This window comes from Bradyrhizobium sp. Rc3b (assembly GCF_900114915.1).
Taxonomy (GTDB): Bacteria; Pseudomonadota; Alphaproteobacteria; order Rhizobiales; family Xanthobacteraceae; genus Bradyrhizobium.
The window spans coordinates 23,715-49,807 of sequence record NZ_FOUS01000008.1 but is presented as its reverse complement, the minus strand read 5'-3'; the positions used below and the strand labels follow the sequence as shown (position 1 = coordinate 49,807).

The 26,093-nt window shown below is 65.0% G+C and carries 29 protein-coding genes; 12 read left to right on the top strand and 17 right to left on the bottom strand.

What is annotated here, in order from left to right; genetic code table 11:
* Positions 1-14: 14 nt before the first annotated feature.
* The 6 genes from BM190_RS19515 to BM190_RS19485 all read right to left on the bottom strand — a co-directional run bounded on the left by BM190_RS19515 (position 15) and on the right by BM190_RS19485 (position 6,236).
* Positions 15-968 carry a YVTN family beta-propeller repeat protein gene (locus tag BM190_RS19515; protein WP_092257892.1) on the bottom strand — a complete coding sequence of 318 codons (954 nt, stop codon included), beginning with the start codon at positions 966-968 and terminating at the stop codon, positions 15-17.
* Between the two features lie 2 nt (positions 969-970).
* On the bottom strand, positions 971-1,552 hold the full coding sequence (locus BM190_RS19510; protein ID WP_092257889.1) for an SRPBCC family protein: 582 nt from the start codon (positions 1,550-1,552) through the stop codon (positions 971-973).
* Between the two features lie 728 nt (positions 1,553-2,280).
* Entirely contained in the window at positions 2,281-3,048 is a 768-nt protein-coding gene (locus BM190_RS19500) for an AAA family ATPase (RefSeq protein ID WP_092257886.1), read from the bottom strand.
* Positions 3,049-3,155: 107 nt separating this feature from the next.
* Positions 3,156-4,016, bottom strand: coding sequence for a PCC domain-containing protein (locus tag BM190_RS19495; RefSeq protein ID WP_092257883.1), 861 nt, complete (start codon positions 4,014-4,016; stop codon positions 3,156-3,158).
* A gap of 9 nt (positions 4,017-4,025) precedes the next feature.
* Positions 4,026-5,633, bottom strand: coding sequence for an acyl-CoA synthetase (locus BM190_RS19490; protein WP_092257880.1), 1,608 nt, complete (start codon positions 5,631-5,633; stop codon positions 4,026-4,028).
* 105 nt (positions 5,634-5,738) lie between these two features.
* Complete coding sequence (locus tag BM190_RS19485) at positions 5,739-6,236, bottom strand: hypothetical protein (protein ID WP_092257877.1); 498 nt, start codon at positions 6,234-6,236, stop codon at positions 5,739-5,741.
* Between the two features lie 94 nt (positions 6,237-6,330).
* Between BM190_RS19485 and BM190_RS19480 the strand changes: the two genes are divergently transcribed.
* Both BM190_RS19480 and BM190_RS19475 read left to right on the top strand, forming a co-directional pair.
* Entirely contained in the window at positions 6,331-6,690 is a 360-nt protein-coding gene (locus BM190_RS19480; protein ID WP_092257874.1) for a hypothetical protein, read from the top strand.
* An 85-nt stretch (positions 6,691-6,775) separates the two neighbouring features.
* A complete protein-coding gene (locus BM190_RS19475; protein WP_092257871.1) occupies positions 6,776-7,051 on the top strand; it encodes a GNAT family N-acetyltransferase in 276 nt (91 codons plus the stop codon).
* Positions 7,052-7,100: 49 nt separating this feature from the next.
* Here the strand turns inward: BM190_RS19475 and BM190_RS19470 are convergent, their stop codons facing one another.
* Positions 7,101-7,496: an SPW repeat protein gene (locus BM190_RS19470; RefSeq protein WP_026201931.1), complete on the bottom strand. Its 396-nt coding sequence runs from the start codon at positions 7,494-7,496 to the stop codon at positions 7,101-7,103.
* A 315-nt stretch (positions 7,497-7,811) separates the two neighbouring features.
* On the opposite strand from BM190_RS19470, the gene BM190_RS19465 reads away from it, so the two are divergent.
* Positions 7,812-8,087 (top strand): GNAT family N-acetyltransferase, encoded by a 276-nt coding sequence (locus tag BM190_RS19465; protein WP_092257868.1) that lies wholly within the window; start codon positions 7,812-7,814, stop codon positions 8,085-8,087.
* A gap of 66 nt (positions 8,088-8,153) precedes the next feature.
* Here the strand turns inward: BM190_RS19465 and BM190_RS19460 are convergent, their stop codons facing one another.
* On the bottom strand, positions 8,154-8,555 hold the full coding sequence (locus BM190_RS19460) for a DUF3597 domain-containing protein (protein ID WP_026201930.1): 402 nt from the start codon (positions 8,553-8,555) through the stop codon (positions 8,154-8,156).
* Positions 8,556-8,889: 334 nt separating this feature from the next.
* On the opposite strand from BM190_RS19460, the gene BM190_RS19455 reads away from it, so the two are divergent.
* Positions 8,890-9,798, top strand: coding sequence for a DUF2189 domain-containing protein (locus tag BM190_RS19455; protein ID WP_092257862.1), 909 nt, complete (start codon positions 8,890-8,892; stop codon positions 9,796-9,798).
* Between the two features lie 130 nt (positions 9,799-9,928).
* Positions 9,929-10,753 (top strand): lytic murein transglycosylase, encoded by an 825-nt coding sequence (locus tag BM190_RS19450; protein WP_018317895.1) that lies wholly within the window; start codon positions 9,929-9,931, stop codon positions 10,751-10,753.
* 70 nt (positions 10,754-10,823) lie between these two features.
* Here the strand turns inward: BM190_RS19450 and BM190_RS19445 are convergent, their stop codons facing one another.
* Positions 10,824-11,087, bottom strand: a complete 264-nt coding sequence (locus BM190_RS19445; RefSeq protein ID WP_092258596.1) for a hypothetical protein — start codon at positions 11,085-11,087, stop codon at positions 10,824-10,826.
* 659 nt (positions 11,088-11,746) lie between these two features.
* Here BM190_RS19445 and BM190_RS19440 point away from each other — a divergent pair.
* The 4 genes from BM190_RS19440 (at position 11,747) to BM190_RS19425 (ending at position 15,206) form a co-directional block, all read left to right on the top strand.
* The gene (locus BM190_RS19440; RefSeq protein ID WP_007590701.1) at positions 11,747-11,899 is read left to right on the top strand and encodes a DUF1127 domain-containing protein; all 153 of its coding nucleotides are present in this window, start codon (positions 11,747-11,749) and stop codon (positions 11,897-11,899) included.
* A 129-nt stretch (positions 11,900-12,028) separates the two neighbouring features.
* The gene (gene trmFO / locus BM190_RS19435; RefSeq protein WP_092257859.1) at positions 12,029-13,456 is read left to right on the top strand and encodes a methylenetetrahydrofolate--tRNA-(uracil(54)-C(5))-methyltransferase (FADH(2)-oxidizing) TrmFO; all 1,428 of its coding nucleotides are present in this window, start codon (positions 12,029-12,031) and stop codon (positions 13,454-13,456) included.
* 7 nt (positions 13,457-13,463) lie between these two features.
* Positions 13,464-14,558 (top strand): serine/threonine protein kinase, encoded by a 1,095-nt coding sequence (locus BM190_RS19430; protein WP_092258593.1) that lies wholly within the window; start codon positions 13,464-13,466, stop codon positions 14,556-14,558.
* 93 nt (positions 14,559-14,651) lie between these two features.
* Positions 14,652-15,206 carry a CAP domain-containing protein gene (locus BM190_RS19425; RefSeq protein WP_177237163.1) on the top strand — a complete coding sequence of 185 codons (555 nt, stop codon included), beginning with the start codon at positions 14,652-14,654 and terminating at the stop codon, positions 15,204-15,206.
* A 12-nt stretch (positions 15,207-15,218) separates the two neighbouring features.
* Here BM190_RS19425 and BM190_RS19420 read toward each other — a convergent pair whose 3' ends face one another.
* The gene (locus BM190_RS19420; RefSeq protein ID WP_018317891.1) at positions 15,219-15,692 is read right to left on the bottom strand and encodes a VOC family protein; all 474 of its coding nucleotides are present in this window, start codon (positions 15,690-15,692) and stop codon (positions 15,219-15,221) included.
* Between the two features lie 119 nt (positions 15,693-15,811).
* On the opposite strand from BM190_RS19420, the gene BM190_RS19415 reads away from it, so the two are divergent.
* Positions 15,812-17,008, top strand: coding sequence for an aminotransferase class V-fold PLP-dependent enzyme (locus BM190_RS19415; protein ID WP_244550678.1), 1,197 nt, complete (start codon positions 15,812-15,814; stop codon positions 17,006-17,008).
* Between the two features lie 61 nt (positions 17,009-17,069).
* Here the strand turns inward: BM190_RS19415 and BM190_RS19410 are convergent, their stop codons facing one another.
* The gene (locus BM190_RS19410) at positions 17,070-17,531 is read right to left on the bottom strand and encodes a cupin domain-containing protein (RefSeq protein ID WP_092258588.1); all 462 of its coding nucleotides are present in this window, start codon (positions 17,529-17,531) and stop codon (positions 17,070-17,072) included.
* A 127-nt stretch (positions 17,532-17,658) separates the two neighbouring features.
* Between BM190_RS19410 and BM190_RS19405 the strand changes: the two genes are divergently transcribed.
* Positions 17,659-19,212: a winged helix-turn-helix domain-containing protein gene (locus BM190_RS19405; RefSeq protein ID WP_177237198.1), complete on the top strand. Its 1,554-nt coding sequence runs from the start codon at positions 17,659-17,661 to the stop codon at positions 19,210-19,212.
* Between the two features lie 30 nt (positions 19,213-19,242).
* Here the strand turns inward: BM190_RS19405 and BM190_RS19400 are convergent, their stop codons facing one another.
* Genes BM190_RS19400 through yajC form a run of 6 tightly spaced genes read right to left on the bottom strand, consistent with a single transcriptional unit; the run spans position 19,243 to position 24,895 of the window.
* Positions 19,243-20,487: a threonine ammonia-lyase gene (locus BM190_RS19400; protein WP_092257850.1), complete on the bottom strand. Its 1,245-nt coding sequence runs from the start codon at positions 20,485-20,487 to the stop codon at positions 19,243-19,245.
* A 45-nt stretch (positions 20,488-20,532) separates the two neighbouring features.
* Entirely contained in the window at positions 20,533-21,396 is an 864-nt protein-coding gene (locus BM190_RS19395) for a phytoene/squalene synthase family protein (RefSeq protein WP_092257847.1), read from the bottom strand.
* Between the two features lie 7 nt (positions 21,397-21,403).
* Positions 21,404-21,787, bottom strand: coding sequence for an Mth938-like domain-containing protein (locus BM190_RS19390; protein ID WP_018317885.1), 384 nt, complete (start codon positions 21,785-21,787; stop codon positions 21,404-21,406).
* A gap of 60 nt (positions 21,788-21,847) precedes the next feature.
* Positions 21,848-22,867 carry a protein translocase subunit SecF gene (gene secF / locus BM190_RS19385; protein WP_018317884.1) on the bottom strand — a complete coding sequence of 340 codons (1,020 nt, stop codon included), beginning with the start codon at positions 22,865-22,867 and terminating at the stop codon, positions 21,848-21,850.
* Positions 22,868-22,877: 10 nt separating this feature from the next.
* Positions 22,878-24,482 (bottom strand): protein translocase subunit SecD, encoded by a 1,605-nt coding sequence (gene secD, locus BM190_RS19380; RefSeq protein WP_092257844.1) that lies wholly within the window; start codon positions 24,480-24,482, stop codon positions 22,878-22,880.
* A gap of 47 nt (positions 24,483-24,529) precedes the next feature.
* Complete coding sequence (gene yajC, locus BM190_RS19375; RefSeq protein ID WP_092257842.1) at positions 24,530-24,895, bottom strand: preprotein translocase subunit YajC; 366 nt, start codon at positions 24,893-24,895, stop codon at positions 24,530-24,532.
* Between the two features lie 182 nt (positions 24,896-25,077).
* Here yajC and BM190_RS19370 point away from each other — a divergent pair, with 182 nt between their 5' ends.
* Positions 25,078-26,070 carry an ATP-binding protein gene (locus tag BM190_RS19370; RefSeq protein ID WP_092258585.1) on the top strand — a complete coding sequence of 331 codons (993 nt, stop codon included), beginning with the start codon at positions 25,078-25,080 and terminating at the stop codon, positions 26,068-26,070.
* Positions 26,071-26,093 lie beyond the last annotated feature (23 nt).

Here is a 26,093-nt window from a genome sequence, read left to right as displayed (position 1 = left end):
CCGCCCTACACACCCTACTCCGTCTTGCGCAGGAACGCTCCGAACGCCCTTGGGCCATCGCCGGTCTTGATCTCGCCGATCACTTTCAGCTCGGCTGCGTCGATGATATCAAGCGTGTTGCTTTCCCAGCACGCCACGATGACGCGCTTGCCGTCGGCGGTCGCATTGATGCCCTCGGGGTAGTCGCCGACATTGATGCGCTTGATCGGCTTCAGGCTCGCAATGTCGAACACGCTGACGGTGCCGCCATACTGGTCGGTGACGAAGCCGCGGCCTAGCGCCAGCGCCACCGCATAGGGGCGCATGCCGACCGGCACGCGGCCGATCTCGCGCCCTTCTGCAATGTCGATCACGGAGACGTCGTCGGAGCCGACATTGGCGGTGTAGGCGTACTTGCCGTCGGCATCGATGGTAACGCCGAACGGACGGGTGCCGACCTTGATCGTCACCTTGCGCTGGCGCGTCGCGGTGTCAACGACGGAGACGCTGTCGTCATCGCGGTCCGCCGAGAGCAGCAGCTTGCCGTCGGGCGTCACCGCAAGCCCCGACGGCGAGGCCCCGACCGCGATGCTGGCGGTGACGCTGCGCGAGGCGGCATCAATCACCCGCACCGCCGCCGCGTACCAGTCCGCGACATAGACGGACTTGCCATCGGGCGCGACCGCAATGCCGAGCGGCCCGCCGCCGACCTCGATCCGCCCCGTCACCTGCCGCGTTGCGGCGTCCACCACCGTCACCGCCTTGGCATCCGGGCTCGTGACATAGGCGAAGCGCCCGTCGGCGCTGACGGCAACGCCCGCCGGCTTGCCGCCGATCGGGATGGTCGCGACGCTGCGCGAAGTGGCGAGATCCACGACCATCAGATCGTCGCTGAGCTGGTTGGTGACGAACGCCTCCTCGGCAGCGGCGCTGCCGAGGCTGGCATGACAAAGGCTGGCGGCAAGCGCCGCCAGAACCAGCATCCGCACGGTCAGCTACCGCTCTCGATCTTCTTCTTCAGAGCTTCGAGGCCGGTCTTGTAGAGCCCGCTCACGGCCTTCACCGCGGCCTCGTCGCTCAGCTCCGGCGGCGGATCGTTGTTGGGAAAGCCGCGGTAGAACGCCCCGGCCCATTCCAGCTTGGACTTGCCGTCCGAAGCCGGCGACACCGTCAACGTCGAGGAATAATTGGTCACCGGCAGCACCTTCACGTCCACCTTGGTGATCCGGTACGAATAGCTCATCATGTCGGGCTCGTATTTGTAGAGCTCCTCATCGACCGTCGCCCCGCCCGTCAGCGTCAGCTGGCGCGTCGCGCCGACCTCGTTGCCCTTCTCGCCGGTGGTCTTGGTGACGGGCGGAAGCCAGCCCATGTCCTGGAAGTTGCGGATCGCGGCCCAGACCTTGTCCTGCGGCGCGTTGATCTCGATGGATTCCCGCACCTTCTGCCGGGTCGGCCCATGCGCCCAGGCCGCCGGTGAAAAAACCGGACCCAAGGTCGCCGTCAAGCCTGCCGCCCCAACCACAGCCAGCGCCGCAGCCATGGCCGTGCGCCGTCCAATCGTCACCCTCATCTCGTTTCCTCATACGTCCAGTTGATCGTGCGCGACTTGGAATGCGCGCTGCGGTCATCCTAGCGCATTTTGGGGCCGAGGGGAGACCGGTTCGTGGCGCCGTTGCGGCGGAGCTCGGCACGACCCACAAGCTGTTGCGCGACCCGGCGGTCAACGCCACCGAACCGAAATATTTCTCTTTATCAGAACTTCGGATTATCGTATAGAAGGGCATCCCAACCCGGCCGAGGGGCGCATCGCGATCGTCACGACACGCGGGATGGGACGTGGTGGACGCGGGCTGCGTCGGCGCGAAGGTGGTTTGCAGGGCGGGTCACACCGTGAGCAAGGACTAACGCGCACACGACCGGTGCAGCCTGCGTACGGCAAAATCGTGTGGTCCTGGCGCCCGGGGTCTGTGCGCCAAGTGTTGCGGTGATGTTGCGGCCCGACCGGGCGCGCGCATCAGCCATCCGCAAGGCGACGGGGGCAATAGTGCATCGCTCCCCGGGGAGATCACGACATAAGCCGTAAAACCACTGCGCAGGGAAGGCCGGATGTTTGGCTTCACCTGTATGCCGCTGTGCAGCTTTTTAAGCACACGCTTTCGCACAGTGGACCGCGGGTGCCAGCCGGCACCCGGCCTTCCCTGCGCCCTCGGCACTTTTGAGGGCGGCAACTGAAGCAAAACTCGGGCACGATGTGCCGCGAGAACGGGAAACCGCGCGAAGGAGCACCGGATGGTACATTCATTCCTCCAGCGTCGCCTCGACGAACCCGTGCGGATCCGAACAAAACTCGCGCAATAGCCGGTAGTGATCCGTCTCCTCGACCGTCACCGGCTCCAGCCCGTATTTCCCGAGCCGCAGCAGCCGCGCATTCGGATAAGCCATCAGCATCGGCGAATGGGTCGCCATGATGACCTGGCAGATCCGGGAATCCTCCATGCGTCGCAGCAGCTTCAAGAACTCGATCTGGCGCGCCGGGGAAAGCGCCGATTCCGGCTCGTCGAAGATGAAGATGCCCTGGCGCTGACAGCGCTCCTCGAAAAAGCGCAGGAAGCCTTCGCCGTGGGAGTGCGACAGGAAATCGGGACCGACCTGGCCGGCATCACGCGCGGCCTTGTCCAGATACCGCGCGACCGAGAAAAAGCTCTCGGCACGAAAAAACCAGCCATTGCTGATCTTCGGCAGCCAGCTCGCGCGCAGCGCCTTGCCGAGCTGGCCGCCCATCTTCTCGCGCGCCTCTGAATGATCGACCGGCATGTAGCCCTTGCCGCCCCCGGCATCGTCGTAGCCGGCGAGCGATGCGATGCCTTCGAGGATCGTCGACTTCCCGGTGCCGTTCTCTCCAACGATGATCGTGATGGCGGTGTCGAAGCTGAGCTCGAAATCATCCGGGAAGATGGGCAGGCAAAACGGATAAGCCTCGCGATCGTGAACTTTCGACGGGTCGAGCCAGATCCGCTTCAGATACGGCGCCGGCAGGTTGATCGTGCGATGACCTCGCCGGCTCATAGCCGCCTCTCCGTCCATTCCGCCACCGGCATTCCAAGCCGGAACGTAACGGGAACAATGATGCCGCGCAAGTGGCAGGGGATCCCGGCGCGAGCCCCGTTCGCAGCCTAGTCCAGCGCCTCCAGCACCAGCTCCATCGTCATCAGCACGGGATTGTCGCCGCGGACCAGGCGCCCCTCGGCCAAGCCGCCAGTGTAATCGATCAGCGCGACGTCGAGCGAAGCTTCGAGCGCGCCAAAGGGTCCGGGTGCAATCGTCCCGGCGGTGATCGCAAGCTCAGTCGCGAACGGCTCGGTCACCCCGCCATGGGTGAAGCGGGCGCCGATGGTCGAGCCGACGCCGCCATGGATCTTCGCGCCCGCGATGCCGTGCGCACGGCAGAACTCTTCGAGCGCGCCGGCAAAATCCTGATTAGGGCGCAGCCGGAGCGCGAAGGCGCGGCTCGTGGTGCGCGCGCCGGTGCTCGCAGCCGCCACCGGCCCGAACAGCTTGAAATTGGTCTCGGGATCGGGCTCGGCGGTGAACATCGCGCCGTCAATGCCGAAGGCGTCGACTTCGAACGGTTCGGCGACAACAGTCTCGTCTGGCAGCATGTGGCCGCCGCTGGTCTTGCCGCCCGCCTCCGTCCACAGCCCATGGCAGTGAAAGAACGGCGCTCCGTCGCGCGTGCCGAGCGTCATGGAGCCGAGCTTCGTGCGCGTCACGCCGCCGGGCCGGTACGTGTCGCTATAGAACGCCGCATTCTCGCCAGTCTTCGACAGCGCCGGCATGACATAGGCGAAAGGCTTGAGCGCGCCCTGCCTGAAGTTCAGCACGCCGCTCGTAAAACCTTCGGCCGCAAAGCCGCGCCGCGCGGCTTCCAGCAGCGGCAGACCTGCCTGAAGCGTGAACGAGAAGGCGCGCCCCCTCGCCTCCACCCATTGAATGCGTTCCGCGATGGGCGCGCCCGGCTGCTTGATATTCCGCATCACCTGCGCTCAGCCCGCCTTCGTCTTGTCGAGATCGAGCAGCCCGCGCGCCTCGAGCTCATCACGCACCATGCGCTTCGGCACCTTGCCATAGCCGGATTTCGGCAAGGCCTCCCAGAAGAAGAACCGCTTCGGCATCTTGTAGCGCGGCACCTTCGGCGAAAGGAACGCCGCCATTTCGGCCTCGCTCACCGCCTTCGCACCTTCGCGCGCCACGCAGACGGCGACGCCAACCTCGCCCCAGGTCGGATCGGGCACGCCGAGCACGGCGACCTCGCCGACCGCGGGATGAGTCAAGATCTTCTCCTCGATCTCGCGCGGATAGATGTTGGAGCCGCCGGAGATGTACATGTCGGAGGCGCGGCCGGTGATGTAGACGAACCCCTCCTCGTCCATGTGGCCGAGGTCGCCGGTGCGGAACCAGCCGTTGCGGAACGCCTTCGTATTGGCTTCGGGATTGTCGTAATAGCCGGCGAGCACCGCCGGCCCGATCACGCAGATCTCGCCGCTCTGGTTGGCCGCGAGCTCGCGGCCCTCGTCGTCCTGGATCGAGACCTGCATGCCGGTGCGCTCAAAGCCGCAGGTGCCGATCTTCGCGTGCGGGCCGTCCTCGGGATCGTGCAGCGCTGCCGGCAGCACGGTGATGTTGCCGGTGACTTCGCCGAGGCCAAAATACTGCACGATGACCTTGCCGAGCTTCTTCAGCGCGGTCTTCTGATCCTCCCGATACATCGGCGCGCCCGCATAGATCACGTGCCGAAGCGAGGAGTGATCGTATTTGTCGACGGCGGGGTGCTCGACCATCATCTTCAAAATTGTCGGCACCGTGAAGAGATTGGCGACCCGATGCGTCTCGATCAGGCGGAACGCCTCGTTGATGTCGAATTTTTCGGTCGGCAACAAGACAGTGCAGACGCCGCGCGCGGTCTGAACCAGCTGATGCACGCCGGCGCCATGCGACAGCGGCGCCACCACCAGCGAGGCGTCATTCTCGGTGACGCCGGGCGTCAGATCGGCGAGATGGTTGGTGATCACAAAGCCCATTTGGCCGTGTGTCAGCACCGCGGCCTTGGAGCGGCCGGTGGTGCCCGAGGTGAAGAAGAACCAGCAGGGATCGTCATGCTCGACAGCGACATTCGCAACATTGGCGCCGGCCTGCGAGGCAATGGCCTCAGCAACCGAACGCTCGCCGAACGCGCCCTTGCCGTCGACGCTCCAGGTGAACTCCAGCGCACCGCCCTTCACCGCCGCCGCATGCTCGGGAAAATCGACATGGCACAGAAACGCCTTGGCGCCGGAGGCCTCTGCGAGATAGGTGACCTCATCCGGCATCAGGCGGAAATTGGTGGGCACCCAGACCGCGCCGAGCCGGAACGCGGCGAACATCGAGAAGAACATCTCGTCGCCATTCTTGGAATGGACCAGGATACGGTCGCCCTTGGCAATGCCACGCGCGGCGAGCGCTGCGGCCAACGCCGAGACCTGCGCATCGATCTGCCGCCAGCTCCAGGATTTGTCCCCCCAGACGAAACCGGGACGCGCGCCATGTCGCCGGGCATTCTGGGTCAGCATGTAAGCGAGATTCATGACGCGGCGCGACATGCGCAGGGGCTGCATGGGGATTCCTCTTCGAGGGCGGACGGCGCGCTGGCCGCCGGCTCATTGCAGCCCATTTATCGCCATCGCCCGCGCCCCTGCAAGGCCGCCGGATGCACGGCTCCCCTACGGTTGCTTGAACGCAAACGGCGTCGCCGTGATCGCCTTCTGCTTGACGCAGGTCTGCGGGCCAAAGCCGCCGCAGAAGCTGCCATGAAGATCGAAGCGGACGGTGCGCGCAGCGCCGCGCTTCATCGGCGGGGCCATGATCTTGTAGCGGAGGACATAGCCGTCAAACACCGGGCGAATGTTGCCGTCCGGCAGCGTCACCAGGATGTTGATGACGCAGCCGCCAGTTCCGCAATAGGTCGTCTCGCGATCGCCGCATTTGGTGTCCTGGAAATCGACGATGTAGTCGTCGCGGCCGTCACCGGTCAGGTCGATCTTGCGCACCGTATCGGGCGCGAAGGTCACCTCGCCACCGTCCTGGCTGGTGCATTCCTCATTGGCGTAGCGCACTGCCTTCTGCACGCCGGGCGGATAGTCGGAGGGATTGAACGGCTTTGCATCCTCGGCGCGCGCGGCGGAGGCGAACAGAGCGAGCAGAAGCATCAAATAGCGCATGCGCGTTTGTCGCCGGCGCGGCCGCAATCGTTCAGAAAATTTTAAACATGATCGGCGCACCCTTCCTCAGTTCTCGCGTACAGAGTGTCGCATCATGGTCAAAGCGCCCGCCTTCCTCCTGTTGTCGCTGGCGCTCGCCGGATGCGCCGTGGCGCCACAGGCGCATCTGGCCTCCGATCCCGCGTTCAAGCCTGCACGTTATGCCTGGGATGGCGCCGGCGAGGATCCCAATCGGCAGCGGGCAGCAGCACAGCCAGCGCGGACCTCGGCCCGATCCGAGCGGAACGGCTCGCAAGCCGGACTTCAGCCCCATTCGAAGGAGTGGTGGCAAGCGCAGGACGGCAGCGAGGCCGAGCAGGATGCCAGGGTCAACCGCTCCCTGGTCATCTGCCAGGGATGCCTGCGTCCGCCGCAGCAGCCCGAAGATTCCAGGCTCGCCAAAGCGGCCGATTGAACCGAACGACCTCAGCTACTGAAACCAGGCGACCTGACCGCGCGTTACCGCTTCGCGCGAGGATCGCAATTGGAGGTGCGACGACATGAGCGACGTCATCGACAACAAGGACCATCACTGCTTCGAGCTCGAGGTCGAGGGCCATGTTGCGACCGAGCATTACAAGCTCGACGGCGGCGTCATCACGTTCGAGCACACCGACGTACCAAAGGAGCTCGGCGGCAAGGGCGTCGGCTCGAAGCTGGTGCAAGGCGCGCTCGACCAGGTCCGCGCCGCCGGATTGAAGCTGATCCCGCAATGCCCGTTCGTGAAGGCATGGATCGAAAAACATCCGGATTATGCGGACCTCGTGGCGAGGTGAGAGCACAGGCCCGCCGCCCGTAGCCAGCGGGCCTGCCGACAGCTACGGCCTATCGTCCGTGCTTGAGCATGTCCTGATCATTCAGATCCCAGTCCTGCCACAGCTGAAGGATGCCCAACAGCACCACCGCCGCGCCGAGGCTCGTGTGGTAGATGCGGAGAAAGCCGTCAGCGGAATAGCCGAGGGCGTAAGGCGAGGCTATGAGCCACAGTCCGACGAGGATCGTCGTCACCTCCTGCCAACGCTGCAAGGCGACATATTCGAGCTGGCTGATGCCAAATACGACCAGGCCGATTGCGACCGCATTCAGGATCGCCGTCGGGTGCCCGGCAATCGCCGGATCCTGGACGGGAAACCACGGCGAAGCCACGATGAGCGCGCCGAGCAGCATCCCGCACCAGTCTTCCCATGTCCGATGAGTATTCAAGAAACCAAAGTCCGACATCGTAACCTCCTCCAAAGAGGCATACGTCTGCGGCTGGCAATCATGACACTCCGAATGTCTAGCGACCCTGCCGGCCGCATTCGGGCGTATGTCCTTGAGAGGACGTGGGAGCCGCCGTGGAACTTGCAAGAGCGGCGCCGGTAATTATTGGAGCCGGCGTGGTGTTCACCAAGGGTGGCTTCTCATACTGCACTGCAGCTACAGGCACGCGCGTTTGCAGATATCTGCCGTGCGGCAAGCTCCCATGGCCGCGCCTTGCCAAGGACCGGGACGGTCCTAGATCAACGCCTAAGACCCACGTCGGAAGGATCTTGCATGGTGGCATCGGTACGGGACAACAAGGACAGGAGGCGCTTCGAACTCGATGTCGGCAACGAGGTCGCCTTCGCCAATTACCGGCTGACCTCGACGGCGGTCATCATCACCCACACCGAGACGCCCCGCGCGCTGCGCGGCCGCGGCATCGCCTCCGAGCTGATCAAGGGCGCGCTGGACTTGATCCGGCGCGACGGCCGCAAGGTGATCGCCGGCTGCGGCTTCGTGGTCGACTATCTCGACAGGCATCCGGAGAATGCGGATCTAGTCGGCTGAAAGCAAAAAGGGCCCGCGCGATCGCGGGCCCCTGCGGCACGACCGGCATTCGGTCAGTGCTTGAGGTCAGTGCTTGATCTCAGGCGGCAGCTTGCCGCCATTGGCGGCGAGCTTGGACATCACCTGCTTGTGCAGCCAGACGTTCATGCTGGCCGAGTCGTTCATGTCGCCGCTGTAGCCGAGCTCCTTGGCGAGATCCTTGCGCGCAGCGAGGCTGGAATCGATGTCGAGCGCCTTCATCAGGTCGACGATCGAGGTGCGCCATTCCAGCTTCTCGCCCTTGTGCGCGGCCACCGCCTTGTCGACGATCGCCGCCACATCGACCGCGGCCATGGGCGCGGAAGCCGGCGCCGACGCTCCAGGCGCGGCCCCTGCGGGCGCACTGCCCGGCGCCGCGCCACCGGCGGGCGCGGCGGAAGCCGGCTGGCCGCCGAAGATCGCGCTCATGATTTTCCCGAAAATGCTCATGTCTGCTCCCCGAAAAGGATCCGTTGGAAGGGCCTTGAGTGGCACTTATAGACCAAGTTACTGCGTGGCGCCCGCGAAGTTCTGCGAACCACCACCAGCATCAGCTTATCTGCGGCGAAATGACGGCCGAATGACATCGTCGAGGTTGCGATGCGGCATCGAATTTCACCCAAGCGTGAGGACAGGACTCGGAAATGGGCGTACGCTTCCAGCTCAGCTCGCGATGTCGTCCGGAATTCGCGTCTGGTCGGAATTGCGGGACTTCAGAGAATGGCGGCCGCTTGCGCCGTTTGCCGGCGCCGAATTCGGCCGCTCGGCAAGGGAGCTAGCGACCATGGCTACACTCTACCAGGGCAATGTCCCCACGATGGCCCAGCCCACTGATGCGGCTGGACCGGTGATCCGAACCATCCAGCTGTCTGATCTGCACGATGCGCTCAGGCGCGGCTGGGAAGATTTCAAGGCGGTGCCGAGCCACGCCATCCTCCTCTGCGTGATCTACCCGGTGCTCGGCCTCGTGCTCGCCCGCGTGGTGATGGGCTATTCGGTGCTGCCACTGCTGTTTCCGCTCGCCGCCGGCTTCGCGCTGATCGGCCCCTTCGCAGCGCTCGGTCTCTACGAGCTTTCCAGCCGGCGCGAACGCTATGAGGAAGCAAGCGCCTGGGATGCGATGGAGGTGCTGCGTTCGCCCTCGTTCGGAGCGATGCTCGGCCTCGGTACGTTGCTGCTCGCGCTGTTCGTGACCTGGGTTGCGACCGCGCAGGCGATCTATGTCGCAGCGTTCGGCTATGAGGGAGTCACCGGAATCTCGGATTTCATGACGCGCGTGCTGACGACGCAGCAGGGCTGGTGGCTGATCGTGGTTGGCTGCGGCGTCGGTTTCCTGTTCGCGCTCGCCGCGCTCTGCATCAGCGTCGTGTCGTTCCCCTTGATGCTGGATCGCCATGCCGGCGCGTTCGAGGCGATGAGCACCTCGCTGCGCGTGATCGCGAGGAACCCGGTGCCGATGGCGGCCTGGGGCGTGATCGTCGCGGTCCTGCTCGCGCTCGGCACCATCCCGGCGTTCCTCGGCCTTGCCGTGGTGATCCCCCTGCTCGGCCATGCCACCTGGCATCTCTACCGCAAGGTGATCGTCTCGGAGCCCGGTGCACGTCCGGTGCCGCCCCCGCCGCATCGTCCGCGCAAGCCGGCTGCCGACTTCCCGGCCAACCTCTTCCCCTGGCGTAACAGGACGGGCGCCTGACGATATCGTGACATGCGATCCTGCCCTGGTTCGGGCAGGATCGCGGCCTGTCGCACGCCTTGCTTTGGCCGCGGTTCCGATCGAGATTGAGCGCCCCGGTCAGATCGCTTCACGGAATTCGTTACCTCGAATGACCTCGACGATTTCTCGTCTCGCTCTCGCAGCCTTCGCCCTCTCCGCGTCAATCCTGTCCGCCCAGCCAGCGTTCGCCGCGGTTGCCTGCGGCTCGGGCAATTTCGATGCCTGGCTTGCGGACTTCAAGACCGACGCTGCGGCCAAGGGGATCTCACAGCAGGCCATCGCATCTGGTCTTGCCGGCGTAACGCTGGATCAGAGCGTGCTCAACCGCGACCGCTCGCAAAAGGTCTTCGCCCAGACCTTCGAGGAATTTTCCGGCCGCATGGTGCCGCCGCGCCTGGAACGCGGCTCCAACAGGATGAAGCAGTACGGCTCGGTGCTGTCGCGCATCGAACAAACCTATGGCGTCCCCGGCGAGGTTCTGGTCGCGATCTGGGGCCTGGAGACCGATTTCGGCGTCAACACCGGCAAGTTCGCCACGATCCGGTCGCTCGCCACACTGGCCTATGACTGCCGGCGCGCCGAGCAGTTTCGCGCCGAGCTGCTCGACGCACTGCGCATCGTCCAGCGCGGCGATCTCGTGCCAGCCGAGATGAAGGGCGCCTGGGCCGGCGAGCTCGGCCAGACCCAGTTCATGCCGTCGTCCTGGATGAAATACGCCGTCGATTTCGACGGCAACGGCAAGCGCGACCTCCTGCACAACGCGCCCGACGTGCTCGCCTCCACCGCCAATTATCTTGCCGGCTATGGCTGGCAGAAGGGCAAGGATTGGCAGCCGGGCAGTCCGAATTTCGCGGTGCTGCAGCAGTGGAACAAGAGCGAGGTCTATTCCAAGACCGTCGCCTATTTCGCCACCCAGCTGGCGCGCGCCCCTTAAAGACCCATCAACAAACGCGTAGGGCCGATCGTCTGACGACCGGCCCTCTCTCGTGCGTTTGCCTACCCGTTCACTTGGCCATGGTGGCGTGCATCGCCTTGTTCAGATGCGCGCCGCACGCACTCATTTTGCCGTTGAGCAGCGAATCCTGGGCAGCCGCGATCTCCTTCTGCGCGACGAACTTGCTGTCGCCGTCGGCCATGTTCTCGATCGCGGTCTCCGTCTTCTCCAGGTTGGCGGAGCTGCAACCGCCCGTGGCGTACTTGGCGGCCTGGGCCGGCGCGACGGCGAACGCGACGGCGGCAATTGCGATAACCCCGAGTAACTTCGTCATGATGTTACTTCCTTCTGTTGTTCTTGAGACAGGACCCGCGACATTGCCGGCCTCTGCAACATGACTTTCCCCCGGACGCGGCAACTTGCCGCAATAAATTCCCCGCGAGAATTGCGTGATGTTGCGCATCACGCAGAGCCGCATGCGAAATTTCTGATTTTCATTACATCCCGGTAATCATCGTCACACGCTCGGCGTGTGTGCGCTGCGCTATCGTGGGTGCGAATGGGCCGTTCCGACGCATCCTGCCGCGAAAAAGCCTGTGGGACCCTTTCGCGCCTAAAGTCCATCCCACAAATAATGAATCTATATTCAAAATAACGATTTTCGTCTCATGCGAATCGCGCATGCCCGACTTGGGTGTAGAAGCTGACGACCCGACTTGCTGGTGACAGGCACGCAACCTATTTCGGCTATGATCGAGATCAGTCGACAGCCCTTAAACCCGTGATTTCACGGAAGTTTGTCGTCAGATTCGGTCCATACAGTTCAAGCCTTGGGCGGGACTGGCGAGAGGTTAAGCCTCCCTTACTCGCGGTATGCGTTACTCGCTTAGCTGCATCGCAACATCGGAACTTTCGCACTGCACCACTCTCACCTATATTCATTTCAACGATGCAGCCCGGGCAAGGGTTGAATCGAACTACAGGAGACTACCAATGCTGCTCTCGCTCATCCGCATGATCCAGGCCTTCCGGGACTATCAGCGCAATGTTGCCGAGCTGTCCCAGCTCAGCGATCGCGAACTGGCCGATATCGGCCTCGATCGCTCGGACATCCCGCGCGTTGCCGCCGGTCAGTATCAGGGCTGATATCGTTTCAGCCCTTCCACCGGAACGGACCGATAGCGCCCGCCTCGTGCGGGCGTTGTCGTATCTAGCGGCAGAAAACTCGATCTCGGCGATTCCACTCCACGCCGAAAAGCGCTACCTGTCCGCCCCATGACAGGACCTCAATCCAACATCGTGCACGTGATCGGCGCCGGCCTTGCCGGCTCTGAAGCCGCCTGGCAGGTGGCCAAGGCCGGCGTGCCCGTGGTGCTGCACGAGATGCGGCCGACCCGCATGACCGAAGCGCACCGCACCGACGGGCTCGCCGAGCTCGTCTGCTCCAATTCGTTCCGCTCGGACGACGCCGCCAACAACGCCGTCGGCCTGCTGCATGCCGAGATGCGCCGGCTCGATTCGCTGGTCATGCGCGCAGCCGACGCCAACCAGGTGCCCGCCGGCGGCGCGCTCGCCGTCGACCGCGACGGCTTCTCCGCGGCCGTCACCAAGGCGCTGAACGACCATCCCCTGATTCAGATCGCCCGTGGCGAGGTTGCAGGCCTGCCGCCGGCCGACTGGAGCAACGTCATCGTTGCCACCGGCCCCCTCACCTCCGCACCGCTCGCCCATGCCATCCGCGAGTTGACCGACGAGAACGCGCTCGCTTTCTTCGACGCAATCGCGCCGATCGTGCACCGCGAATCCATCGACATGTCGGTGGCCTGGTTTCAGTCGCGCTACGACAAGGTCGGCCCCGGCGGCACCGGCGCGGACTACATCAACTGCCCGATGACCAAGGAGCAGTATGACGGCTTCGTCGCCGCGCTCATCGCTGGCGAAAAGACCGAGTTCAAGGAGTGGGAGACCAACACGCCCTATTTCGACGGCTGCCTGCCGATCGAAGTGATGGCGGAGCGCGGCCCCGAGACCTTGCGCCACGGCCCGATGAAACCGGTCGGTCTCACCAATCCGCACGATCCCACGACGAAAGCCTACGCGATCGTGCAGCTGCGCCAGGACAACAAGCTCGGCACGCTCTACAACATCGTCGGATTCCAGACGAAACTGAAATACGGCGAGCAGCAGCGCATCTTCCGCACTATTCCCGGGCTGGAGAAGGCGGAGTTCGCCCGCCTCGGCGGCCTGCATCGCAACACCTTCCTGAACTCGCCAAAGCTTCTCGACAGTCAGCTGCGCCTGCGCGCACAGCCGCGTCTGCGCTTTGCCGGCCAGATGACGGGTTGCGAGGGCTATGTGGAATCGGCCAGCGTCGGCCTGATCGCCGGTCTCTATGCAGCCGCGGACGCGCGCGGCGAGACGCTTGTCAGCCCGCCCGGCACGACCGCGCTCGGATCGCTGCTCGGCCACATCACCGGCGGCCATATCGAGACCATCGAGCCCGGCACACGCTCGTTCCAGCCGATGAACATCAATTTCGGTCTATTCCCACCGCTTGCGACCGCGCCGACAAAAAAGCCCGACGGCACGCGCCTGCGCGGCAACGAGAAGACGGTGGCCAAGAAGCAGGCGATGAGCGCACTGGCACTCGCCGATCTCGATCGCTGGATCGCCGATCATTTGCGCATTGCCGCAGCCGCGTGAGTTCAAGATGAGCCTCCCCAAAGACGACGCCGCGACGCTCTCGGCGCGCTGGACCGAGGGCGTGCTGCTCAAGCGCGACGTGTTCTCGACCGTCGAGCGCGGGCGCTTCCGCGGCGAGAGCGGCGAAGTCGATGCCGTGCTGCGCCGGCTCGACGAGGTGCCGTGGTGGTCATTCCTGCTGGCGCGCCATCTGTTCGCTCGCGAGAAGCACGCGCTGGCGCTCGCCAAAGGCCTCAACGTTGGACCGGAGCTGCTGTGGGCCGGACGCCGCGCGCTGGTGCGCGGCTTCGTCGACGGCGTCGCCTTGCATCTGGCCAAGCCGCATGGCGACCTCGCCTATTTCCGTTCGGCCAAGGTGGCCCTGCGCCGGCTGCGCCGCGCCGGTATTTGCCACAACGATCTTGCCAAGGAACAGAACTGGCTGGTCGGCCGCGACGGCCTCGCCTATGTCACCGACTTCCAGCTCGCCGCCTGCTTTGCACGGCGCGGCCGGCTCTATCGCATCCTCGCCTATGAAGACCTCCGGCATCTGCTCAAGCACAAGCGCTCCTACGCACCTGAGGCGCTGACGCCGCGCGAGCGAAAGATCCTTGCGAAGAAGTCATTCGCCGCCAGCCTGTGGCTTGTCACCGGCAAGAAAGTCTATCGCGCGATCACGCGCGGCTTGTTCAACTTCACCGACCGCGAGGGCGGCGGCCGCAGGCTGGTCAATGATGCGCCGGTGCTGACCGAGCTGATCCGCAAGAACCCGGCCGTGCGCGACACCGCCATCGTGGCTTTCGCGGACCGCCGCTCCGGCGTCGGGCTCTATGCCTTCGTCGAAGCCGATCAGGCCACGCTCGAGGGCCAGTTGCGGAATGAGCTTTCGGCCGCCAAGGGGCCGAAACCGCCGGAGCACATCCAGGTGGTTCACGCGCTACCGCGCGACGCCAGCGGCAAGCCGCGAACCGAGATCCTGCAACTGGTCGCCATGAACCAGCTCGATTTGATCGAGCCGATGATGAAGAACGACCAGGACCGCGCTTTCCTCAAGGACATCCTGGAACAGCGAAAAAACCTGCGCGACCGCTTCAATTTCGAGGCGAACCTGCCAGCGAACTGACGGGCAGTCTCGCCTTGAAGCGTCCACATTGGCGATAGAGAAGCGGTCGGACAAGTCAGGCTCGGCGGGGTCATGGGCACTCGGGGGACGATGATGCATCGCGTGGTTGGCGGCCTGATTGCCGGCCTTCTGCTGCTGGCGGCCGCGCCCGCAATGGCCGAGACCCCGGCCGAGCTGATCTCCAGCTTCCGCCTCAAGCACGGTGAGGTTCGCGTCGTCCGCGATTCCACCCTCGACCGCATCGCCATGGACCAGGCCCGCGCGATGGCGGCGAAGGACGACCTCAGTCACGACGCGGTCGGCCCCTTCAATCGCCGTGTCGCGCCCGCCGGCGCCGGCCGCGCCGCCGAGAACATCGCCTACGGCTACGACAATTTCGAGAAGACCCTGGGACAGTGGATCGACTCGTCCGGGCACCGCAAGAACCTGTTGCTGCACAACGCCTCCCGCGTCGGCATCGCCAGCGCCAGGAATGCCAGCGGCAAGCGCACCTATTGGGCCATGGTGATCGCGGGCGATTACGAGCCGAAGGGCAAGGGCAAGAAGAAGGACAAGGAGCCCCTCGTCGCCGTGAAACGCGAGGCCGCACCCGCGAGCAAGCCCAAGCCCAGCAGCTGTCACATCAAGCTGCTCAGCCTCTGTATCTGAGGCAAGCCAACGTCAGCCGCGTCGTGCCGCCTCGATCGCAGCGACGTCGATTTTCCTCATCCCCATCATCGCATCGAAGGCACGCTTGGCTTCAGCGCCGCCGGCCGCCAGCGCCTCGGTCAGCACGCGCGGGGTGATCTGCCAGGAGACGCCCCATCTGTCCTTGCACCAGCCGCACGCACTCTCCTGTCCGCCATTGCCGACGATGGCGTTCCAATAGCGGTCCGTCTCCTCCTGGTCATCGGTTGCGATCTGGAACGAAAACGATTCGTTGTGCGTGAAAATCGGACCACCGTTGAGGCCGAGACAGGCAACGCCGGCGACGGTGAATTCGACGGTGAGCACATCCCCCGCCTTTCCGGACGGGTAATCGCTGGGCGCGCGGTGGACGGCGCTCACGGCGCTGTCGGGGAACGTCTCGGCATAGAAGCGGGCAGCCGCCTCGGCATCCCTGTCGTACCAGAGGCAAATCGTGTTCTTCGCCATGTGCGTCCTTTCAATTCCCCATCAAATTTTGCTTTCAATCAGCATAGGCATCGGGATCCGGATGCTCCAGTTTGCCCGATCTTGCTCGTTGCGTCATTGTGTCTAGCTGAGGGAACCCGATGGCAGAGGCTTCTGACTTGATCGACATCGCCCGAATTCGCGCCGACACACCCGCCGCCTCCCGGCTCGCATATCTCCACAACGCAGGCGCTGGCCTGATGCCGGCGCCGGTCGTAGCGGCGATGAAGGGACACATCGATCTGGAGACCGAGATCGGGGGCTACGCTGCCGCCGATCGCGAGGCCGACCGGCTCAACGCGGTCTACGGCTCGGTGGCGCGTCTCTTGAATGCCGCGCCCGATGAGATCGCGCTGGTGGAGAATGCGACGGTCGCCTGGCAGATGGCGTTCTATTCGCTTCCGTTTCGCAAGGGCGACCGAATCCTGACCGCCGAAGCGGAATACGCCGCCAACTATGTCGCCTTTCTCCAGGTCGCCAAACGAACCGGCGCGGTCATCGACGTGGTGCCCAGCGATGCGAGCGGCGAGCTCGACGTAAACGCGCTCGAACGGATGATCGATGAGCGCGTAAAGCTCATCGCGATCACCTGGGTCCCGACCAATGGCGGGCTGGTCAATCCGGCGGCAGCTGTCGGCAAGATCGCGCGAGCGCACGGCATTCCCTATCTGCTCGACGCCTGCCAGGCGGTCGGCCAGATGACGGTGGACGTCGAGGCCATCGGCTGCGACATGCTGTCGGCCACGGGTCGAAAGTTCCTGCGCGGCCCGCGCGGCACCGGCTTCCTTTACGTCCGCCAGGCGCTGCTGCAACGACTAGAGCCGCCGATGATCGATCACTTCGCCGCGCCCTGGGTCTCGCGCGATGAATATCGGCTTCGCGACGATGCACGCCGCTTCGAGACCTGGGAGAACAATTACGCGGCCCGGCTGGGCCTCGGCGCCGCCGTCGATTACGCCCTGGAGATCGGCATCGCTCCGATCGAACAACGCTGCCGCATGCTTGCCGGCCGTCTTCGCGGCGGCCTTGCCGCCCTTCCCGGCATCACCATTCGCGACCTCGGACGCGCGCCGGGTGCCATCGTCAGCTTCACGCTGGACGGGCACGAGGCGGACGCCGTTGTCGCCAGCGCCGCTACAGCAGGCATCACCATCGGCGCTTCAGATCCGTCGAGCACGCGTATCGATGCCGAACTTCGCGCCTTGCCGCATGTCGTGCGGGCATCGCCGCATTACTACAACACGGAAGCCGAGATCGATCGGCTGATCGCTCATCTGGCGGATCTGGCGACACGGTAGCAAAAAGGCCGGCGCGGCCGGGCCGACCTTGAAGTCGGTCCAGCCTCGCGCCGTCTGGGCTTCAAGCTCTCGTCGTCAGCGCCGAGAGCTGGTCGGTATCGAAGCGGCCGCGTAGCTCGCTGATGGCTTTTGCATCCGGGGGACCACTTGCCGTCAGCTTCGCCAGCTCCTCGAAGTAATGCTCGTGTCCCGGCGGGGATACGGTCATGAGCACGCGCGCGGGCTTCTCGCTCGCGTTGGTGATGTTGTGGGGAACACCGGGAGGAATGAAGAGGAAGGTCCCTGGGGTCGCCCGGACAATCTCATCCCCGACGAACCATTCACACTCGCCGTCGAGCATGTAGAAGGTCTCTTCCTGAACACGATGAACGTGCCGGCCGGTGGCGAATCCTGCCGGAATTGTCCAATCGAACATGCTCGTATGCCCAGTGTCTTCGCCCGTCACCAGGAAGGCCATTGGTTGGCCGCGCAGCGTGACCCCCTCGGTCTCGCCGGGCCTGCGGATGACGTGTTTCGCGGTCATGTACACCTCCATCGCTTGTTGCAGCGTTCCTCACGGCTCGCGCGATGGTGGTCCAGTCCAGCCGGAAAGTCGCAAAGCCGTTCGGAAAACGTTGCAAAAAAGCTGCGAAATGTGGCCTTCTTCGATGATGGCCACGATCCTTGAATTTGGTCCCTTTCGCCTCGATGGCGATGCGGGGATCCTGTTCCACGGTGCTGAGCCGACCGCTCTCGGCCAGCGCGCAGTATTGCTCCTGGCGCTCCTCGTCCGGCAGGCTGGTGTGCCGGTTTCAAAGGATGCCTTGATCGAGGCGGCCTGGCCCGCCCAGGCCGTCGAGGACAGCAACCTGACCGTCCAGATCGCGGCGGTGCGGCGCACGCTGGCGGACATCTCCGGCGAGGCGCGTTGGATCGAAACGCTGCCGCGCCGCGGCTATCGCTATGTCGGCCCGACCGTGACGAAGTCCGATCCGGGTCCCGCACGAGCAACACCGCAAGCGCCGTTGCTGTCATTGCCCGACAGGCCGTCGATCGCAGTGTTGCCTTTCACGAACTTGAGCGGCGATGCGGCGCAGGACTATTTTGCCGACGGGATGGTCGACGACATCATCACCGGCCTCTCGCGCATCAACTGGCTGTTCGTGATCGCGCGGAATTCTACATTCGCCTACAAGGGCCGCGCGGTGGACGTGAAGCAGGTCGGCCGCGAACTTGGCGTACGCTACGTGTTGGAAGGCAGTGTCCGCAAGACCGGCACGCTGGTCCGCATCACCGGCCAGTTGATCGATGCGTCGACTGGCATGCACGTCTGGGCCGAGCGATTTGACCGCCGGTCCGAAGACGTCTTCGCCCTCCAGGACGACATCGCATCGTTGACCGTCGGTGCGATCGCGCCCAGCCTGCGGCGCGCCGAGATCAATAGGGTCAGGCGCAAGCGGCCGGACAGCCTGGATGCCTATGATCTCGTCCTGCGCGCCCAGCCGGACGTCGATTCCGGCATGCCGGCCCAGGTCACCCAGGCGCTCGTGCTGCTCGAACGTGCGATCGCGCTCGAGCCTGCGTACGCGCTTGCGCACGGCAATGCAGCGATGTGCCATCACTGCCTGTTTCTTCGAGCCGGTTTGCAGGAGGCCAATCGCCAGGCCTCGATCCGCCACGCGCGCTCGGCCATCGCTCACGGCCAGGATGATGCGCTTGCTCTCACGCTCGCGGGCTTTTCGATCGGCATGGACGGGCACGATCGCTCCGCAGCGTTCATCGCGTTCGAGGCCGCGCTCGCCATCAGCCCATCATCGGCGCTGACCTACATCCTCGGCAGCGTCATGCTCGGCTGGGGCGGAGATGCCGACCGCGCTATCGAATGGAGCGAACAAGGCCTGCGGCTCAGTCCGTTCGATTCCTGGGCTTTCGCCGCGTTCGACGCCCAGGCTCTTGGGCACTTCCATCGCGGCCGATATGAGGAAGCGTGTCGCGCCGCTTACCGCTCGGTTCAGGCCAATCCTCGCCACAGCATCACCCATGTGCAATTGGCCGCGGCGCTGGCAAAGCTTGGACGATTGCAGGAGGCGAAGGCGGCGGCCACGCGGGTGCTGGAGCTGCACCCGACGTTCCGCTATGGCCGTCAATTTCAGGGCGTCAACTGCGCGCCAGCGCTCGCTTCCTCCCTCGGCGATGCCCTCCGCATCGCAGGCCTTCCGGAGTAGCGCCCAGCCGGCTTGGCGTCTCAACGTGCCCTACGTGCAGCGCGCGCTCAGTCCGGATGCACTGAGCTTCGCCATCACCTCGTCGAGATGGGCGCTGTCGCGGGTCTCGATGACGAGTTGCAGGAGCGTGGCCTTGGCCGGCAGGTCGGAGAAGGTCCGCTGGTGCGAAACCTCGATGATGTTGGCGCCGGCTTCGGCCAGGAGGGCCGCGACGGCGGCCAATTGCCCGGGTCTGTCAGGAATGTCGAGCGAGAGCTGGGTCAAACGCCCCTCGCGCGCCAGCTCGCGGGTGAGGACGGATGCGATCAGCCGCGTGTCGATATTGCCGCCGCTCAGGACGAGACCGACCTTCTGGCCGGCAAAGCGGGTCGGATCGGACATCAGCGCGGCAAGACCGGCGGCGCCGGCGCCCTCGACGACCGTCTTCTCGATCGAGATCAGGGTCGCGACCGCGCGCTCGAGCTCGGCTTCGTTGACGAGCGCGATGTCGTCGACGAGGCGGCGGACGATCTCGGTGGTGATCTTGCCGGGCGATTTCACCGCGATGCCTTCGGCCAGCGTATCGCCCCGCGCCGGCAGATTGCCGGCATGGATGGCGTTGTACATCGAGGGATAGAGCCAGGCCTCGACGCCCAGGATTCGCAGCGACGGCTTGATCGATTTCGCCGCGATGCCGATGCCGCTGATCAGGCCGCCGCCGCCGATCGGCACGACCAGCGTGTCGAGCTCCGGCACGGCCCTCATCATCTCCAGCCCGACCGTGCCCTGCCCCGCGATCACCAGCGGATCGTCGTAGGGGTGGACGAAGATCATGCCTCTGGCTTCGCCGTGGCTGCGCGCGAACGCGGCCGCCTCCTCCAGCGTCGCGCCCGTGACGACCACCTCCGCGCCGTGATGCCTGGTGTTCTCGACCTTCACCATGGGCGTGCCGACCGGCATGACGATGGTGGCGGGAATGCCGAGTCGTTTGGCGTGATAGGCCACGCCCTGCGCGTGGTTGCCAGCCGACATCGCGATCACGCCCCGCGCGCGCTCCTCCGGCGTTAGCGCGGTGAGGCGGTTGAGCGCACCTCGCTCCTTGAACGAGGAGGTGAACTGGAGGTTCTCGAATTTGAGCCAGATCTCGCAGCCGCAGATGCTGCTCAGCGTGCGGCTGTAGCTGCAGGGCGTCTCGACGACGGCGCCCCTGATCGTCTCGGCGGCAGCTTGAATGTCGTCAGGAGCGACCGGAAAGCCGCCGAGGTCGGACGATGTGGTTTGGGACAACTCAGCCATGGGACAGCATAGAGCATCCGGCGGCTCGAGGCGATAAGCCAGCCGCTATTTGGTAAATTCCCGGGAACGTGAAGCCCGCCACAATGTCCAGAGCGTACGCAGCCGCGACGTCGGCTGCGGCGCGAACGGATTGCGGCCGGGCTGCGACAGGCGCTTGAGATCGGCCCTGACCTGGCTCAGCGGCAGAAACGCCGGACGCGCCTGCACCGGAACGTCCGCCAGCAGCGACAAGGCCGTGGTCAAATGCTGCTGCGCCTCGCCAGCAAGCTGCTCCAGTACGGCGCGGAGGCTCGCCGTCTCCTTGCCAGCGAACACGTCCTCCATCTGGCAGCCATGGCTCGCCAGCACCTGTTGCGGCAGGAATAGCTGCCGGCGCGACGCATCGCGCGGCAGGTTCGCGATGATTTGCACGATGCCCTGCGCCAATCCCGCATGACGGGCGAGATGTTCGGCCGCCCCCGACGGCGGCCCCAGGACCTGCGCCGCCAGACCAAATAACGCCGACGAGGTCGCGGCCAGATAGCCCTCCAGCGCCGCCATGGTCGGCATCGGATCGTTGTAGAGGTCGAACTGGTGCTCGTCGACGAGCAGCGACAGCGGCTCGACCGGCAAGTCGAACTCACGGATCGCGCGCAGCAGCTCCGCCGCGACCGGATTGCCCTCGGCGCTGCCATGGACATGGCCTGAGAGCATGTCGGTCCACCATTGAAAGCGGATTTCGCCGGGCAAGGGCTGGCTCACCTGGTCGCGGACGCGGACGATCTCGACATTGAAGGCATAGAGCGCCAGCAGCGCGCGGCGCTCGGAGGCGGGCGCAAACAGCGTCGCGGCATAGCGCGGAAAGTCATGGCTGCGCACGAGATCGGCGCAGAAAGTGGCGGAATCTGGCGGCGGCGCGGCGCTGCTCATGTGCTGTTCATGGCACCGCGATCAGCGCAGCGGCAACCCGCCGCCGTTCGCCGATCATGATGTTGTAGGTGCGCACGGCGGGACCGGTCTGCATCGTGTCCAGCACCACCCTCACCGCCTTGAGCGCCTGCCGCAGCGCCGGCGGCGGCAGCCAGACCCCGGTTCCGGTACCGATCAGCAGGGTGTCGATGCTGTTGGCGGCCGTGAAGACCCGGTCCAGCGAATAGCGGTCGATCCTCGCGGGATCCGTCACGTCCCAGGCCCAGATCGCGTCGGGCAGGCACAACAGCGAGCCCCGATGCGACATGCCTGCGAAGGCGAAGCCGCCCTTGCCATAGGCCTCGATCGGCGCCGAGCGCGGGAAATGCGGTGCGTTGGGATCGCCGGCCATGAGCTTCGTCCGAATGGGCTTACTGCCCTCGCAAACGCCTGCGAGGGCATGCGGTTCGGATCATGCCTTGCTTTTCTTCGCCGGCGTAGCCGTATCGGGCGCATCCTCGCGATGCTCGCCGACGCCGAGATAGATCAGGATCGGCGCCGCGATGAAGATCGAGGTATAGGTGCCGACCAGCACAACGCCGAACATCATCACCGCGGTGAAGCTGTGGATGGCGTGACCGCCGAACAGGAGCAGCGCCAACAGCGCCAGCGTCACCGTGAAGTGGGTGATGATCGAGCGCGACAGCGTCGAGTTGATGGACTCGTTGAGCAGCTGCGGCATCGGCATCTTCTTGTAGCGACGCAGCATTTCACGGATGCGGTCGTAGATGACGACGGTGTCGTTGAGCGAATAGCCCAGAATGGTCAGCAGCGCGGCGATGCTGGTCAGGTCGAAATCGACCTGGCTGATCGACATGAAGCCGATCGTGAGCACGATGTCGTGCACGTTGGCGATCATGGCGCCAAGCGCGAACTGCCATTCGAACCGGAACCACAGATAGATCAGGATCGAGATGATCGCGAGCATCAGGCCGAGCATGCCGTAGGCGAGCAGCTCGCCGGCGACGCGCGGGCCAAGCACCTCGGTACGCTGAATGTCGACGCTGTCGCCGAGCGCGCCACGAAGCTTTTGCAGCGCAGCCTGCTGGGCGGCGTCGCCGCCCGGCTGTTCCGCAACGCGGATCAGGACGTTCTCAGGGCCGCCGAACTCCTGCAACTGGACTTCGCCCAGTCCCAGCGCGTCGAGCTTGGTGCGCATCGCCGCGATGTCAGCGGTGCCGGACTTTGCCTTGACCTCGAGCAGCGTGCCGCCCTTGAAGTCGATGCCCAGATTTAGCCCATGGGTGAAGAACAGCGTAATCGCTACGATCGACAGCACCGCCGAAATCGGGAAGCTGATCCGGCGGAAACGCGTGAAGTCGAAATGCGTGTTGTCCGGGACGATCCGCAACGACGGCAACAGGCCGAGGGCTGCGACCACAGTGAGAATGGCGATGAGGACGCCGAGCCCGATGAGAACGGTGTGAGTCACGATCAGGCTCCTAGATCGGCACGCTCTGCGGCCGCTTCCACCGCACCCACCAGGCCACGATCAGCCGGGTCATGGTGAAGGCGGTGAACACCGTGGTGATGATGCCGATACCGAGCGTCACGGCGAAGCCGCGCACCGGGCCGGTGCCGATGTAGAACAGCACCGCGGCGGCAATGAAGGTGGTGATGTTGGAATCGAGGATGGTCGCGAGCGCCCGCTTGAAGCCGGCGTCGATCGCCGAGATCGCGTTGCGGCCGCCGCGCAGCTCCTCACGGATGCGCTCGTAGATCAGCACGTTGGAGTCCACGGCGATACCGACGGTGAGCACGATGCCGGCGATGCCGGGCAGCGTCAGCGTTGCGTTGAGCAGCGACAACAGGCCGAAGATCATGGCGACGTTGATGGCCACGGCGATGTTGGCGAACACCCCGAACAGCCGGTAGGTCAGCAGCATGAAGATGATGACGAGGATCGAGCCGACATAGGCCGCGAGCTCGCCCTTCTCGATCGAGTCCTGGCCGAGGCCCGGACCGACGGTGCGCTCCTCGACCACCGTCAGCGGCGCCGGCAGCGCGCCGGCGCGCAGCAGGATCGCCAGATCGTTGGCCGACTGCACGGTGAAGCTGCCGGAGATCTGGCCCTGGCCGCCGGTGATGGGCTCGCGGATCACGGGCGCCGAGATCACCTTGTTGTCCAGAACGATCGCGAACGGCAGCCCAACGTTCTCCTGCGTGGCCTGCGAGAACTTGCGCGCACCCGAGGTGTTGAACTTGAAACTGACGACCGGCTCGCCCGTGCGCTGGTCGAAGCTCGCCTGAGCGTCGGTCAAATCGCCACCCGCGACCAGCACCTGCTTCTTGACCACATAGGGCGTGGGCGGCGGCGAGGCGCTCATCAGCAGTTCGGATTCCGGCGGCAATCTGCCCGCTTGCGCCTGATCCGGCGGCACGGAGGTATCGACCATCCGGAATTCCATCTTCGCGGTCCTGCCCAGCAGCTCCTTCAGGCGGGTCGGGTCCTGAAGGCCGGGGACCTGCACCAGGATGCGGTCATTGCCCTGGCGCTGGATCACGGGCTCGACGGTGCCGAGCTCGTTGACGCGGCGTTCGACGATCTGGATCGACTGCTCGATGGTCTTGCGCAGGCGATCGAGGATCGCAGCCTGCGGGACGCTCAGGCGGATCACCCCGCCGCCGGCATCGGTCACCTCGAGGTCGCGCTGACCGCTGGATCCCATCAGGCCGCCCAGCGGCTGAGACAGTTCGCGCAGCTTGGCGAGCGCAGCCTGAGCGTCTGATTCCTTGGTGATGCGAACCTCGACCGCGTCGTTGCGCACGGTCACGCCGCCGGTGAAGCCGATCTTGGCATCGCGCAGCGTGCGGCGAACGTCGTCGCGGATCTGGTCGAGCCGTTCCTTCTTCACGTAGTTGGAATCGACCTCGAGCAGCAGGTAGGAGCCGCCCTGGAGGTCGAGGCCGAGCACGAGCCGGCGCTGCGCCCAGGCCGGCCAGGTCTTGACCTGCGACTCGGGGAAGAAGTTCGGGACCGCGCAGAGGCACACGATCAGCGCCGTCAGGATGATCCCGAGCGCCTTCCACCGCGTGAAATACAACATCGACTGGACCTGTCAGATCAGGAGACTTGAGATGCTCGCGGACGCGCTCACTTCGAGGCGGCGTCGTCCTTGGCGGCTTCCTTGCTTTCCTTGGCCGGCTCGCCCTTGGCGCGCACGCCCGAGATCATCTGGCGCATCTGCCGCACGCGTACGCCGTCGGAAATCTCGAACTCGATCTGATCGTCGTCGACGACCTTGGTGACCTTGCCGACAAGGCCGCCCGAGGTCACCACGGTGTCGCCGCGGCGGATATTCTTCACAAGGTCGGCGTGGTCACGGACCTTCTTCTGCTGCGGACGCAGAATCAGGAAGTACATGATCACGAAGATCAGGGCGAACGGCAGCAGCGACATCAACATGCTGTTGGTGTCGCCGGCGCCCGCGGCCTGGGCATACGCAGGGGTAATCAGCATTCGGACGATCCTCGTGAGAACGGGGGAAAGCCGGTCAGGCCCTCAAAGGCGACCGGTTCGGTCAAATTCGCGCGGACTATAGCGGCCATTGCCCCAATTGCAACGCTGCCAGACTGCCCTTTTGACCCACCTTGCAGCGCGCCGTCAGGCCCGATAAGGCTGCGTTCTCAGGAACTTCGGACATGCCCAAAAACCTTAGCAAAAGCCCGGCCGGCAAAGGCCCCCGCACCCCTGCCCGCAAGCCCGCCCCCGTCGCGGCAAAACGCCCCAAGGGGGCCGTCAAGGCAGCCCTCGAGGCGGCCCCAAACCTCTCCCAGGAGCGCATGGTCCGCGCGCTGGAGACCATTGCGGCGCACCTCTCCGCCCAGGGCAAGCCGGCCCTCGAACGCGAGTCGTTCAAGCAGGCCGATGCCTATGTCTGGCACCCCGACGGCCGCCTCGCCGCCGTGCCGCGGGTCAGCCGCGTCGAGCTGTTCCTGCTCAAGGGCGTCGACCGCATGCGCGACATCCTGATTGAGAACACCGAGCGCTTCGCCAACGGCCTGCCCGCCAACAACGCGCTGCTCTGGGGCGCGCGCGGCATGGGCAAGTCGTCGCTGGTCAAGGCGGCGCATGCCAGCATCAACGCGGAGCGAAAGCCGGCGGACAGGCTGAAGCTGATCGAGATCCACCGCGAGGACATCGAAACGCTGCCGATGCTGATGGAGAAGCTCCGGGACGCCAGCTTCCACTTCATCGTGTTCATCGACGACCTCTCCTTCGACGGCAACGACGCGTCCTACAAATCGCTGAAGGCCGTGCTCGAAGGCGGCATCGAGGGCCGGCCCGAGAACGTCATCCTCTACGCCACCTCCAACCGCCGCCATCTGCTGGCGCGCGACATGATCGAGAACGAGCGCTCGACCGCGATCAATCCCGGCGAAGCGGTCGAAGAGAAGGTCTCGCTGTCGGATCGCTTCGGCCTGTGGCTCGGCTTCCACCGCTGCAGCCAGGACGAATACCTCGCCATGGTGCGCGGCTATTGCAGCCATTTCGGCGTTAAGGTCGACGATGAGGCGCTGGAGCGCGAGGCGCTGGAATGGTCGACCACCCGCGGCTCCCGCTCGGGCCGCGTCGCCTGGCAGTTCGTGCAGGAGCTGGCGGGCCGACTGGGCGTGAAGCTGTCGGCGAAGTAAGGCTGGCTTTCACCCCACTCACA